Genomic DNA, 13,849 nt, shown 5'->3' with positions numbered 1-13,849 from the left:
GTTGCATCATCCCTTTTTTACTTATCTTTGAATTATTTACGTTTTTTCTTACCACTAAGTAGATCTATGGCTTGGGCATAACGTGTAGGTGCAATTCGCTGAATTAAATCAATAATTTTGGCATCATTACCAATTAAAACTCGACGTTTATTCTGCTTTACCGCATCTAAAATGACTTTTGCTGCGACTTCAGGCGGTGTTTTTAGCACTTTATTAAATGCTTTGGTTGCCCTATCTGGGTTCATCCCTAACGCACGAATACTGTCACTCATACGCGCGCTATTTGCAATATTGGTTCGAATCCCACCCGGATGCACGCAAGTTGCGCTGACTCCAGCATTTTCCAAGTCTAATTCTTGGCGTAAAGATTCAGTAAAACCTCGTACCGCAAACTTCGTTGCATTATAGGCACTTTGAGTCGGTTGAGCCGTCAAACCAAATAAGCTGGAAATATTAACTATATGTCCATCGCCACTTTGTTTTAAATACGGTAAAAATGCTTTTGTCCCATATACCACGCCCCAGAAATTAATATTCATAATCCACTCAATTTCATCATAATGCATACCTTCTACAGTACTGGCTAACGCGACACCTGCATTATTAAAGATCAAATTGACCTGGCCAAATTCAGCTTGGGTTGCAGCCGCCCATTGCTCTACAGCGGCACGATCAGACACATCTAATTGGGTCTGAATTATTTTCACACCGGTGTACTTAATCATTTCAGCCGTTTGTGCAAGACCGTCAAGGTTGCGATCACTTAATGCTAGATGCGCACCTGATTGAGCCAGTTGAATGGCTAACTGCTGCCCAATACCTGAACCTGCTCCAGTAATGGCTGCGACTTTGTTGTTAAAATTTTTCATCGTTATTCCTATACACACTTAATCTCGTTCAGTGAACAAGCTGCATTTTCATATTATTCATAACACAAGCTTAACGAGAACTGATCTATGAATGAAATGATTTTATTTAATTGTAAAATATGAATGCTATACATAGCTCTTTAGCGTTATTGCTTCAAATCAAATTAATGTAATTCAACATGATTAGAGCAAAAATTGAAAACTTAAATGAGCCTTTTAGCTCCGGCTTTTTTTGGGATTGTAGCTCTAAATTTTTCAGCTCAAACAGCGTTTGATATTTATAAAAGTGATACAAATCCCAAATGTTATAAACAAAGCTCAACATTTATTCTATTTTTCTACACGATCCAGATTCTACATATTCAAAATCAGTATATAAAATCCACAATATATACTTATTTTTTTGTGAATATAGCCCTTGAAGACAACAAGGCTGATGCTTTGTAATTTTCCAAGTCTTGTGTATCCACCCTTTGGAAGATCAGGGATGCACATCTCTTACTATGTTCAATAGAGGTTCTAAAATGATAAAAACAACTCTTAGCCTAATCGGTTTGTCACTGGTGTCTAGCTTAGCTTTGGCTGCTGATCCATTGCATGGTACTAAATGGAAAACCATCGATGACCAAACCAAAAAACCTTTATCTGTAGTTCAATTTAATGAAACATCAAAGGGCGTTTTATCTGCAAAAATCGTTGATGTACTCACCCCGGGTGAAGCAGAAAACTGCCAAAAATGTGTAGGTAAATTCCACAATAAACCACTACTCGGTGTGCAAATCGTGAATGGTTTGAAAAATACCGGTAAAAATACCTATGACGGCGGTAAAATTACTGACCCGAAAAATGGTAAAACCTATAGTTTCAATGCCAAAATGTCGAATGACGGCAAGACCTTGAATGGTCGTGGCTATATTGGTGTATCTGCGCTTGGACGCAGCCAAACATGGATACGTGTAAACTAATCCTTTATGTACAAAGTCAAAAGCGGCTCGATTGAGTCGCTTTTTTTGTATGAAAACCAAGAATGAAATTATTCGAAAATAAAAATTAAACGGTATAACGTTTGCTTAGCCCCCATTCGGCTAATATTCGACGATAGGTTGTCGATGAGCGATCTGCTTCGAAATGCGCCTCCATACTGATATCCAGTGGCAATTCCTCAGATTTTTGACTTTCCACCATGTCCTGATCTTCAGCAAAAATTTGTGCATTAAAATCATAGACCGCTTGTAAATCGCCTGTGGTATCAAAATTACGAGTTAAAGGCACAAATAAACGGGTTTTATTATGCGATACAGGACAACAGGCATTTAATATTTTTAACACTCCATTTTCAGGAAAATCGATGGTTAAAATTGCAGAAAATGGCGGATAGACATCAAACGTTCTTTTCCATAAAAAATCTTCTGGCGCTAAATGTTGTAAACCATGCGGATAATTACTCACATCACTAAGATATTCTGTATGTAGTCCATAGTCCGTACGTACTGTCGAATATTTTTGTACTTTAGGATTTTCACGGTCTGCAAAGCTCTCATGATGCACCCATGCGAAATGTGCAACATCAATAAAGCCTTCGAGCTGGCGCCCACTTGAACCACCAATATCTACATAAGGTGGCAATATAGATTGGTGCTGCTCGGTATCCCACGTGTCTAAATCTGGAAAATTGGCCGTAGATTCGTCTCTGTTAAATAAACTGGTCCACACCAATCCATATTTCAATACAACTGGAAATTTGGTTAATGAAAAACGCTCTGAAATTTGAGTCAGCTCTGGCTGTGCGGGAATTTTTACACACTTTCCTGCGCCGTTATAATGTAAACCATGATATGGACAAATAATGTCTTCACCCTTGACCCAGCCTTTGGTTAATGGCACCCCACGATGTGGACAGATGTCACGAACCAAATGAATTTTCCCACTTTCAGTTTGATATAACGCCATTTTTACATCGAGTAATTGCACTTGTTGCGGTTCAATCGAAACATCTTCTACACGTGCAACGGGATACCAATGCTGCGCCAAAATATTCCAGTCGTTGGCATCAAATGTACTGCACTGAGGTTGGGTAAATAAATTGAGTACTGGAATGGCATTCATAGTTCATCTCGACAATTGCAATATTTCTTTAGCATTTAGCGCTATTTAAATTTTGCTAAATCCTTATTTTCTAAGTCGAAATTAAAATCTAAACACATTTCTGTCTATTAGAATGATTTGCATGGATTGTTCTGTTTTTTAGAACATTAAGCATTGAACTCTGCACGATTTGATAAAGCTGGCATGAATATCGCTTAAAATGCATAACATTATGATTCGCTATTTACGCGATAGAGATTGAAGCCTGTATGTCGATTACTTTTTCTAGATTTTCTGAATATTTTATGGCGGTTGCACGGACTGGAAGTCTACGCAAAGCTGCTGAACAACTTTTTATTTCAGTCTCGGCAGTACATCGACAAATCGTTTTGGCAGAGGAAGAACTGGGGGTTGCCCTATTTGAACGACTACCTCAGGGCTTAAAACTGACGCTTGCGGGTGAATTACTGTACGCCGATTTATTAAAATGGCAAAAAGAATATCAACTGACGCGAACTCGATTTGATGAAATCCAAGGCTTAAACCGTGGAAACATTGAAATGGGTTTTATTGCAGCTTTGAATGACAGTTTCGTCGTCGACTGCATTCAAAAGATGGCTGAAACTTATCCGTGGATCAACCTCAACATCAGCATGAATAGCAGTGAAGACATTTCCAGAAAAATCGTCGATGCAGAATTAGATTTTGGCATTATATTAAATCCCAAAAGCCATAGCCAATTAGAGATTTTATCCTTTATAGAAATTCCGTTGGGCTTTGTGATGTCACCGCATCATACCTTGGGTGGGATGGATAAAATCTATCTTTCAGATACGTTAAATGAACGGCATATTTTGCCGAGTGATCCACTCATTATTAGTGAATATGTCCATACTTTATATAAGCATCATAAGTTTAGTCCGATTCAAAAGATCGAATGTAATGACATTAGAATGATATTGTCATTAGTTCAGCAACAATTAGGCATCAGCTTGATGTCATATATGGATGCTTTGCCACTGCTTGAGAATAATAAGATTATTTTTAAACCGATCCGTGAAAAAGGTTTGCACAGTTTGACCATTGCTTTATGTGTCGCATCGAAGCGCCAAACTTCTCGAATTTCTCAGATCATGATTAATCATTTGGTGGAAAAAATGGAAGAAATTAAAATCAATTTAAAATCCATGACCCCCTAAAACCAATATTTTGGCGTTGTAATAGCAAATAATTATTTAAAAAAAAGCCAGTGCGAATAACCCGTACTGGCTGCTGAAAGCTAAAGTTTTATTAGTTTATTTTTTTAATCCAATGGATTGCCTACAATATTACTAATGATGCCTTTCATAATATGATTGCCTTGTTCTTTACGCAGTTCTGCATACCATTCGCGCGTCACACTTTCATCTTTCATATGCGTCACATCACAACGTTTACGCGCTCGCAGAACCAATTCATTAGCACGTTCATTACGTTTATTTTGATAACGACGCAATGAATCTTGTAAGCCCAAAGTATTGATTTGCAAAGAACGAGCTAAATAAATTGCATCTTCCATTGCTTGGCAACCACCTTGTCCAATATCAGGCGTTGTGCTGTGTGCTGCATCACCCACGATCACCACACGACCTTTGTAGAAATCTGCAAAAGGTTCAATATCATGAATTTCTACCCGATTGGTTTTTTTGGCATCTACAGCATCAATTAGCTTTTGCACCGGTTCACACCAACCTTTAAAGTATTCTTTAAATAAGGCCTTATATTGTGTGCGGTCATTTTCTAAGCCTGCTGCTAAAGGGACATCAAAGAAGAAATAGAATCGGTTGTCGGCAACGGGCATCAGCGAAACACGTTTACCTTCTCCTACAAATGTCGTCCATTGATCTGCCGCAGCAAATTCTTCTGAAATGTTGACTAAACCGTTCCAATTGACATAACCTGCATAGCGGCGCTCAACTTGTTCACCCAATACATATGCCCGTGTCAGTGAATGTGTACCATCGGCGCCAACCAATAAATCAGCCTGAACCTCACTTCCGTCGGCAAAATGTGTGATCACTTGATCATCTTGTTCTGAGAAGCTCACCATTTTTTTGCCTAGATGAATATTCTCACGACCAAATTCATCCATAAGCATATTTTGTAAATCTGCACGTGAAACTGGATAAGGTCGCTGACCAACTTCTTCGATTAAAGGAAACAGACTAAACTGCGTCATAACATCGCCCGTTAAACCATCGATATAGGCTAAATGATCCATCTTGCCACCGAGCTTTTCGACTTGTTCGGTTAGCCCCAAATAGTTCAAACATTTGACACCGTTAGACCATAAAGAAATAGCGGCTCCAACAGGTAAAATTTGTTCTGCCTGTTCATAGATGGTTACTTGGTGTCCGAATTTTTTCAAAGCGATCCCAGTCGTTAGGCCCGCCATACCTGCACCAATAATTGTAATGTCCATCTATAACTCCCCTGTGTTTTTTTAAATATCTTTCTCCTAAAAAGCGAAAAGCATGCCATTTTTTCAAACAAACAATAAAAAAATCTAAAGTTGGCACACGCTGTGCTTCTAAACACGTGTAAATGCTAGTTTTTATCAAATGTTAAATTTTTAACACTAAAAACAAAATGCATATGTTTTAAATGAAAATAGTGAATGGATTTTATATATGGCGACTTTACTCGCACCAAGTTTTGATATTCCTGTACAATTACAGACACTTACAAATTTAGCAGATGACCGTATTGGTGCAAAAATACTTGAATGTTCAGATGATTTTTTTGCAGAAGCAAAACGCATACTTCAATTTAATGCACCTATCTTCGTCGAAGATAAATTTGATGAGCATGGCAAATGGATGGATGGTTGGGAAACGCGTCGTAAACGCCATGCAGGTTATGATTGGGCAATTATGCAACTCGGTGTTGCTGGTCGAATTCAAGCCTTAGATATTGATACAACATTCTTTACAGGGAATTATCCAGCTTCCGCATCAGTTGAAGCCTGTTTTGCACCAAGTGGAGAGCTAGCACAGGCAGCATGGGTCAATATCTTAGGCAATACCGTATTGGGCCCGAGCCAACACCATATATTGAAGGTCTCAACTGATCAGGTTTTTACCCATGTGCGTTTAAATATATATCCAGACGGCGGTATTGCACGATTTAAAGTCTATGGTGAAGTTCAGGTTCAAATTCAAGACAGTACGAGCACATTAGACCTTGTTGCACTGGAAAATGGTGGACGCGTAATTGCTTATAGTGATGCTCATTTTGGACATCCACGAAACTTAATTAACCCTGGTCGTGGTATCAATATGGGAGATGGTTGGGAAACTAAACGTCGCCGTGCACCAGGTTTTGACTGGTGTATTTTGGGTTTGGGTCAATCTGGTGCAATAGAGAAAATTGATATTGATACTGCCCATTTTAAAGGCAACTTCCCTGCGCAAGTGTCCATACAAGCGATCTATGTAGAAGATGCCACTGACCCTCAACTGATTCCGCAAAGTATGTTCTGGCCGTTTTTGCTAGATTCACAAGACATGCAGATGGATCACATTCATAGCTTCGTCAGTGAGATTTTAAAGCATGAAAAAATATCGCATATCCGCATCAATATGATTCCTGACGGGGGGATTAGTCGCGTACGGTTATGGGGAAAAATACATCCTTAATTGCAATATTGATAAAATAGGAAGCCTTCGGGCTTCCTATGTGTTTGGTTTCAATTTTTTTAATTAAATGCTCTATAAGATATCTAAACATGACACATAGCATAAAAATACAAGCTCTAAGTATTGAAGGCTTTGCGCCTTTTGGAGAGGTCATTTGCACGACTGGACATGATTTTTTCCACATCAATGACACACATACAGAGCGATATCATGCCCTCGTGGAAACAGAAATTTCAGGTGATGCGGTTGCTGGAATTAGCATCTTTAGAAATATCAAAACCACTGAATTGCCTTTTACGATTTCGATGTTGGAGCGTCATCCCAACGGCTCACAAGCGTTTATTCCAATGCAAGCGCAGGCTTTTTTAGTGGTAGTTGCACCTGCGTTGGATGATCACAGCCCTGATCTTACACAGCTATGTGCTTTCATCACTGATGGTAGCCAAGGAGTCAACTATCGTGCAGGAACATGGCATCATCCTCTCCTGACACTCGAAGCACCAAGTAGCTTTGCCGTCATCGATCGTATTGGCATTGGACATAATTGTGATGTGTTCCAGTTCCAAACGCCTATTTACATTTCAAATTAATGTATTTTTAGCTTAAACACTTACAGTTAAATAGACTAAAAATCACTTAACCAATTGTTAATACATAATTAATTTCATCTTTTGATATTATTTAATTTAAACATAACGCATTAAAAAAGCCCTCTACTTCGAGGGCTTTATTTATTCTATACAAACTATATTCTATGAATCATCGTGTGGTTCAAGACCCAAGATCGGCAATGATTAATGTTGTACATCTATCGCCATGCTTGGTTTTTTAACCTGATCTTTGCTCATAGTCACTTCTTTATTTTTAAATAAATTCAAATGATTGAACACAATATTTAGAATAATCGCCATCAAACAAGTTGAACTAATACCTGAATGAAAGAGTGTTTGCACCCATTTCGGGAAGTTTGCGTAGAAAGAATGATCGATAATTGGAATCATCCCTGCTGCAATCACAGTCGCAACAATGATGAGGTTCTTTTGCTCGTTATAGTCAATTTTCGCCAAGGTACGAATACCACTTGCCGCAACCGTTCCAAACAAAACTAAACCAGCACCACCTAATACAGGGACAGGAATCGCTGCAATCAGTCGCCCCATAATTGGCAGAACGCCTAATACGACTAAAATCATTCCACCCGCTGCGACAACAAAGCGACTTTTCACGCCTGTAATCGCTACTAAACCGACATTTTGTGCAAAAGCACTTTGCATGAATGAACCAAAGATTGGTGCTGCTGCACTAGATAGCATATCAGCGCGTAAGCCATTGGTAATACGCTCAGCATCTACTTTAGTACCAACAATTTCACCGACAGCAATAATGTCTGCCGTCGTTTCAGTCATAATGACTAAAGTCACGATCAGCATGGCAATAATGGCACTTAACTCAAATGTTGGCATACCGAAAGCAAAGAAGCTTGGAAATTGAATCCAGTTACCATTTGCAACTTTAGAAAAATCGCCAAAGCCAAAGGCATAAGCGAGCACTGTACCGAAGACGATGGCTAACAAAATAGATAAACGTCGGATAGTTGCATTACGGGTTAAGTTCAGCGCAATCACGATACCCAAAGTTAAAAATGCCAAACTGATGTTCTCAGCACTTCCCCAGTCTGGTGCTTTATTGTTCCCACCCATCATCCAGCGTACCGCTACAGGCAGCAATGAAAGGCCAATCACAGTGATCACACAACCAGTCACAATCGGTGGGAAAAAACGAATAATTTTTGAAAAATAAGGTGCTAGAAAAAAGCCAATTAGAGATGCAACAATCACCGCACCATAAACAGCAGAAAGCCCACCGCCTGCGGTTACTATGGCAATCATCGTCGCCACACCTGCAAATGAAACCCCTTGAACTAAGGGTAATTTTGCACCGATATATTTCACACCTACGGTTTGTAGGATGGTCGCCAAGCCACCGACAAAAAGCGCCGCGGCAATCAATAAACCGATTTGCGCAGGTTCAAGTCCCGCGGCTGTACCAATAATCAATGGCGGAGCGATAATACCGCCATACATGGTTAATACATGCTGTAGTCCATAGGCAAGGCTTTTCCCTGCGCCTAAATATTCATGTTCTGGTGAAACTGTTTTATCTTGTTCTGTCATTTTTATATCCCCTATTTTTTAACTTTGCTCTTAGCTTCCGCGATACGTAGAATATGCAAATGGGCTAATGAGTAAAGGAATATGAAAATGCTGCGAGGCATCTTTTACATAAAAATGAATCACAGCTTTTGGAAAAAAGGTTTCGGTATTTAACGTCTGAAAATATTCAGCAGTCGCAAATTCAAGGCTATACGCACCTGCTGTAAATTCCTTGAGTGCAAAATCATTAACGCGGCCATCAGCATTGGTTTGGGCTGAACCCAACAACTTACCTTCAGCATTAAATAATTGAATGCTGACGTTCGCTGCAGGTTTGCCTAGATTGGTGTCTAAAATATGTGAGCTAATCATGCGCTAAGCTCCTGTTTTAATCTTAATAAGGCAATTTCAGCCAGTTGATGATGGACAATTCTTTTTTCTGTTTCAGGATCATTCAATAATCGATATTTCAGCGCCTGTAGTACATCTTCACTACTGATGCCTGAAGCTTTGATTAAAAAGAGATAACCGTACTTTTTCTCATACGCGATATTGCCTTTCAGCAATGCAAATTGAGTTTCTTCATCTGCTGAAATTTCAGACTGTTCTTGATTTGAAAATTGTTGTTCCAAACTACTTAATTCTGCCTGCGCCTTTTTTTCACCAATTCGTGGATGGTTATCTAGAGCATTTTTGATTTCATCCCAAGTCCAAGCTTTTGCAGCTTTTACTGCTTGCTCTGTGATTTGCGTGACAGAGGTATAAGGGCGCTGCGCCACAATGTGTTCCGCCCAGCCTTCAATTTGCACACAGTGCTTTAAAAAAGTTTTTACATCTGCTTCAGATGCTTTATTAAATTCAACAAGTTGCACTATAAAATCGCCTAAAATTATTGAATGATTGTTCAAATTTAGTTTTGCAATATCAGTGCCAACCTAGGTCTATGATGTCAGTTACCTAAGTACAGGCCTAAAAAAAGAGGAGCTAAGCTCCTCTTTATCCGAATATTTTTTTATTAGACTGCATGATGTGTATACCAATGTTCCGCGATATCACCACGACGACAGATCCAGACTTTTTCATGTGATTGCACATAATCTAAGAATCGTTGTAGTGCTTTAAAACGGCCTGGTCGCCCTAAAATACGACAATGCATCCCAATCGATAACATTTTTGGCGCGCTTTCACCTTCTGCATATAGCACATCAAAAGCATCTTTAAGATATTGATAAAATTGTTCACCACTGTTGAAACCACCCGGTGAACAAAACTTCATATCATTGCTTTCGAGTGTATAAGGAATAATTAAATGTGGACGGGTTTGACCATTTTCATTTGTCAAACGACTCCAAAAAGGTAAATCATCACCATAGTGATCACAGTCATATTTAATTTGCGGAAATTCAGCCAATAGCTGACGTGTGTTGGGACTGTCACGCCCTGTGTACCAACCAATAGGCGTCTTTCCAAATAATGCTTCAAGCACACTAATTGCCTGATCCATGTGCTGACGTTCCAACTCTATCGGCATATCCTGATAATGTAACCAGCGTTGACCATGTGAAACGACATCATAATTGGTTTGTTTGATCGCATCGACAATATAAGGATTGCGTGCTAAAGCCATACCAACGCCAAAGACCGTCATGGGTAAATCACGTTTTTTAAATTCTTCATGAATCCGCCAAAAACCGGCTCTGGAGCCATATTCATACATCGAGTCCATCGACATATGTTTGGCAGGAAAACTGGCCGCTCCAATAATATCGGATAAGAATTGTTCTGATCCTGCATCCCCATGTTCGATGTGGTTTTCTCCACCTTCTTCATAGTTCAACACGAACTGCACTGCGATACGTGCCTGATTAGGCCATACGACTTGAGGTACATCGCCATGATATCCAATTAGGTCTCTGGAATAATCCTGTTGTTGGATCTGGTCAATTAAGTCTTGTCCACGTAAGTAGCCTGTAGTCACTTCAACTTCCTAATTTGTTATATCAAACAGTAAAAAAATTAGGTAGAACAAGCAAATTATGCGCCAATATCGTAGACGGCTAAATAACTTTTCATATCAATGACCATTGCCTTTTTTTAAAATATTGAATGGTTGCCCTGAATCATCTGCAAGGATTGAAATTTGCCAAATTTCATCTATTTCTGGAAAATTCTGATGCAGTTGATCAATGAAATAGTAATAACCCAGTGTATTTTCGGTAATATAAATGATTGTATTTGAACACAATATATAGAGTTGAATCTCATCAATGGTTCCAATATTTTGGCGTACGACATCTATACTTTGAATATCTTTCCATAATATAGTTTTTGTGCTTATTTCAGGCCCAGTTATAGTGTATGTGAAACCATCATTAAAATATTCAAAATCACCTTTATCCTGTCTTATAATCTCAAATTCATTTGTTTTATTTTTTATATCTTGTTTTAAATCAATAGAATCTACAAACCAAATATGAGGATGATAAATTATTGCATTCCAAATAATAAAAATACAAAGTGTAAAAAACCATATATTAGCTGTAATTACTATCGTAAGCACTACCAATATAAATAAGATAAAACCAAAATTTAGGTTTAAAAATAATATAGTTGAAGTTCTTATCGGTAGCCGTACTTTCATTGGCAACTGCTTGAATAAAATACCACCATCATTCAATTTTTCGTTGTATTTAAAGTAAAAACAAATTGCCAGTATTAAAAATGATATTAAGCCAATGAATGTAAAATGTTTTTCCCATATTTGCCAATTAGATAAAAAATATATAAAAATGACCATAAATATTGAAATTGAACAATACATCGTAAGTAAGGAATTTAAAAAATATGCATTCTCATTGATTTTTTAATCTTGTAAATTTTTTAATGGTATAACGGCTTTGTTGCATAAATATGTAAGCATCTGATTTAAATAAATTTAATTTTGAATCAAAAAATAATCAAAACCTTTAAAATCATATAGTTATAAAATTTTTGTGCAACAAAGCCCAATAGAGCCATAAACGAGCAAAACTCTACAAAATATTAAAAAAAATATTTACTCATAATTTTTAAATTTTACTCTTCACTCAACAATGCAATATATTGAAAACAAATAAATTACAAAAATATAGATAAACCTAATATAATATTCATAAACTTCACTTTCTTTTTTTATCTTCCCGATCAACAAATAACTCCCATTATAAATTAGATCAACAAAGATAATAAAAAAAACTACTGCACCAATAAAACTCCAGAAACCTATCCCAAAAAAGTAATACTTTATTAAAAAAATCAAAAACTCAATAATAAAAAAAATAGCTATAATTAGCCTTTTATAATCGTGATAAACTCTAATTACAAATTTATCCATTATTATTCCTTTTTAAACTATCGATCCATCTCATTACGAACTGCATCATTACTTTACTTCTTCAGTAGACATCAATTATTTAATACACATCACGGCGGTAACGACCTGCTTTACGCAGTGTATGCAGTTGTTCAATGCCCAGTATCTCTTGCAAAGTGGCATCTACCGCTTTAGCCATATTCAAACTGCCGCAGATATAGAGACAAGCCCCTTGCTCTAGCCAATCAATCAATTCAGCTTTTTTTACAACTAGAACATCTTGCACATACTTTTCAGCAAATCCATCACGAGAAAATACCCGATCGATTTCTGCAATTTTACCTTGGTTTTGTAATTCATGCAGTTCATCAGCAAAAATTGCATCGAAATCTTGTTGATGCTCACCATAAATTAACCAGTTTTGATAGTGCTCTGTTGCGACACGTTGCTTAAGATGTGAAAGCAAACCCGCCATTCCTGAGCCATTGCCAATCATAATTGCCGACTTAACGCCCTCTGCTAAGTGAAAATTTGAATTCGCACGAATATAGGCATGAATACATTGTCCAAGTTTAAAATCTTGTGTTAATAAACCAGAACCTAAACCTAGTTCATCGCCATGCTGCTCTTGACGTACGACGAGCTCTAAATCTTTTTAATTAAATAGAGTTTGATAATTTCACGCTTATACTAAACGACTGAATAAAGACTATAATAAAAATTAAAAATTCATTCGCTATTTGCGAAATCTTCGAGCAATCATGTCCAAAAATCTTGCAACGCTGATTGGATTCAGTGCAATCTTACAATGGTCTTCTATTGTTGGTTTACTTAAGAAAATTAGTTTCAGTATTGGCCCTGATCTTGCTGTGCTCTTTATGTATACCTTGAGCGCAATTATTCTATTGCTCTTATTTAAAATTCCAAACCTTAAACTGGTTCCGCGCCAATTTTTGATATACGCCACCCTTTTATTTGTGATTTATGAGTTGTGTTTTTCGTATGCCATTGCTTTGGCTCAAACAGCTCAACAAGCGATTGAAATCAGTTTGGTCAATTATTTATGGCCGAGTCTGACAATTGCCGCGTTAATATTATTTAAAGAATTAAAATTTAACTTTTTCGTAATCATTGGTTTAGCCATTAGTTTGGGCGGCATTATTTTAATCCAAACTGGTAACGGAAGTTTTAACTGGTCTACAGTCTTTACCAACATTCAGTCCAATCCCTTTAGCTATTTTCTTGCTTTTATGGGCGCGAGTTTATGGTCACTCTATTGTGTGATTACACGTAAATACAGTCATGGGCATAACCCTATTTCATTCTTTTTCGTCGTGATCACCATTGTGCTATGGCTAAAAATGTTGATATTTCACGGTATCCCGCGAATGCCTGCCGTAGACTTACATACCGGTAAGTATATGTTAATCGTGTCCATCGTGTCCATCGTGTCCATCGTGACCGCATTGGGTTATGCAGCGTGGAATGTAGGTATTATAAAAGGCAATATTACGATATTGGTAACTTTATCGTATTTTAGTCCGATTTTTTCTTCGGTTATTTCAATGTTTATATTACAGACACCACTGAGTTTAAGTTTTTGGCATGGTGCCATTTTGGTGACATTAGGTTCGCTGGTATGTTGGATTTCAACCAGTTGGCCACAAATTAAAGCCAGATTAATGCAATTGCGCCATGAATAATAAGAAGCAG

General features: G+C 37.6%; 14 protein-coding genes. 5 read left to right on the top strand and 9 right to left on the bottom strand.

All coding sequences use genetic code 11. From position 1 onward, the window contains the following. Positions 1 to 32 precede the first annotated feature (32 nt). Positions 33 to 869 (bottom strand): SDR family oxidoreductase, encoded by an 837-nt coding sequence (locus FTV11_RS08395; protein ID WP_180027184.1) that lies wholly within the window; start codon positions 867 to 869, stop codon positions 33 to 35. Between the two features lie 524 nt (positions 870 to 1,393). Between FTV11_RS08395 and FTV11_RS08390 the strand changes: the two genes are divergently transcribed. Continuing rightward, positions 1,394 to 1,834: a DUF2147 domain-containing protein gene (locus FTV11_RS08390; RefSeq protein ID WP_168379617.1), complete on the top strand. Its 441-nt coding sequence runs from the start codon at positions 1,394 to 1,396 to the stop codon at positions 1,832 to 1,834. 85 nt (positions 1,835 to 1,919) lie between these two features. Here FTV11_RS08390 and FTV11_RS08385 read toward each other — a convergent pair whose 3' ends face one another. Beyond that, on the bottom strand, positions 1,920 to 2,975 hold the full coding sequence (locus FTV11_RS08385; protein ID WP_180073800.1) for an aromatic ring-hydroxylating dioxygenase subunit alpha: 1,056 nt from the start codon (positions 2,973 to 2,975) through the stop codon (positions 1,920 to 1,922). 248 nt (positions 2,976 to 3,223) lie between these two features. Between FTV11_RS08385 and FTV11_RS08380 the strand changes: the two genes are divergently transcribed. Beyond that, positions 3,224 to 4,153: a LysR family transcriptional regulator gene (locus FTV11_RS08380; RefSeq protein ID WP_180073799.1), complete on the top strand. Its 930-nt coding sequence runs from the start codon at positions 3,224 to 3,226 to the stop codon at positions 4,151 to 4,153. A 104-nt stretch (positions 4,154 to 4,257) separates the two neighbouring features. Here the strand turns inward: FTV11_RS08380 and hpxO are convergent, their stop codons facing one another. Then, on the bottom strand, positions 4,258 to 5,415 hold the full coding sequence (gene hpxO, locus FTV11_RS08375; RefSeq protein ID WP_180073798.1) for an FAD-dependent urate hydroxylase HpxO: 1,158 nt from the start codon (positions 5,413 to 5,415) through the stop codon (positions 4,258 to 4,260). Positions 5,416 to 5,623: 208 nt separating this feature from the next. Between hpxO and alc the strand changes: the two genes are divergently transcribed. Beyond that, entirely contained in the window at positions 5,624 to 6,631 is a 1,008-nt protein-coding gene (gene alc / locus FTV11_RS08370; protein ID WP_180073797.1) for an allantoicase, read from the top strand. An 89-nt stretch (positions 6,632 to 6,720) separates the two neighbouring features. Next, on the top strand, positions 6,721 to 7,221 hold the full coding sequence (locus FTV11_RS08365; protein WP_180073796.1) for an ureidoglycolate lyase: 501 nt from the start codon (positions 6,721 to 6,723) through the stop codon (positions 7,219 to 7,221). A gap of 204 nt (positions 7,222 to 7,425) precedes the next feature. Here FTV11_RS08365 and FTV11_RS08360 read toward each other — a convergent pair whose 3' ends face one another. The 6 genes from FTV11_RS08360 to FTV11_RS08335 all read right to left on the bottom strand — a co-directional run bounded on the left by FTV11_RS08360 (position 7,426) and on the right by FTV11_RS08335 (position 12,632). Further along, complete coding sequence (locus FTV11_RS08360) at positions 7,426 to 8,805, bottom strand: nucleobase:cation symporter-2 family protein (RefSeq protein ID WP_180073795.1); 1,380 nt, start codon at positions 8,803 to 8,805, stop codon at positions 7,426 to 7,428. Positions 8,806 to 8,835: 30 nt separating this feature from the next. Beyond that, a complete protein-coding gene (gene uraH, locus FTV11_RS08355) occupies positions 8,836 to 9,156 on the bottom strand; it encodes a hydroxyisourate hydrolase (protein WP_180008130.1) in 321 nt (106 codons plus the stop codon). After that, positions 9,153 to 9,656, bottom strand: coding sequence for a 2-oxo-4-hydroxy-4-carboxy-5-ureidoimidazoline decarboxylase (uraD, locus tag FTV11_RS08350; RefSeq protein WP_180073794.1), 504 nt, complete (start codon positions 9,654 to 9,656; stop codon positions 9,153 to 9,155). Before uraD ends, uraH begins: the two co-directional genes overlap by 4 nt. A 143-nt stretch (positions 9,657 to 9,799) precedes the next feature. Further along, positions 9,800 to 10,762: an allantoinase PuuE gene (gene puuE, locus FTV11_RS08345; protein ID WP_180050816.1), complete on the bottom strand. Its 963-nt coding sequence runs from the start codon at positions 10,760 to 10,762 to the stop codon at positions 9,800 to 9,802. Between the two features lie 96 nt (positions 10,763 to 10,858). Continuing rightward, complete coding sequence (locus tag FTV11_RS08340) at positions 10,859 to 11,425, bottom strand: hypothetical protein (protein WP_180073793.1); 567 nt, start codon at positions 11,423 to 11,425, stop codon at positions 10,859 to 10,861. Between the two features lie 811 nt (positions 11,426 to 12,236). After that, complete coding sequence (locus FTV11_RS08335) at positions 12,237 to 12,632, bottom strand: hypothetical protein (protein WP_180073792.1); 396 nt, start codon at positions 12,630 to 12,632, stop codon at positions 12,237 to 12,239. A 265-nt stretch (positions 12,633 to 12,897) separates the two neighbouring features. Here FTV11_RS08335 and yddG point away from each other — a divergent pair, with 265 nt between their 5' ends. Next, positions 12,898 to 13,839 carry an aromatic amino acid DMT transporter YddG gene (gene yddG / locus FTV11_RS08330; RefSeq protein WP_180073791.1) on the top strand — a complete coding sequence of 314 codons (942 nt, stop codon included), beginning with the start codon at positions 12,898 to 12,900 and terminating at the stop codon, positions 13,837 to 13,839. The last annotated feature ends 10 nt before the right edge of the window (positions 13,840 to 13,849 follow it).

Origin of the sequence: Acinetobacter sp. YH12231 (genome assembly GCF_013417755.1) — a bacterium.
GTDB lineage: Bacteria > Pseudomonadota > Gammaproteobacteria > Pseudomonadales > Moraxellaceae > Acinetobacter > Acinetobacter amyesii.
Note: the sequence above shows the minus strand (reverse complement) of the source record. Positions and strands in the feature narration are given on the sequence as shown.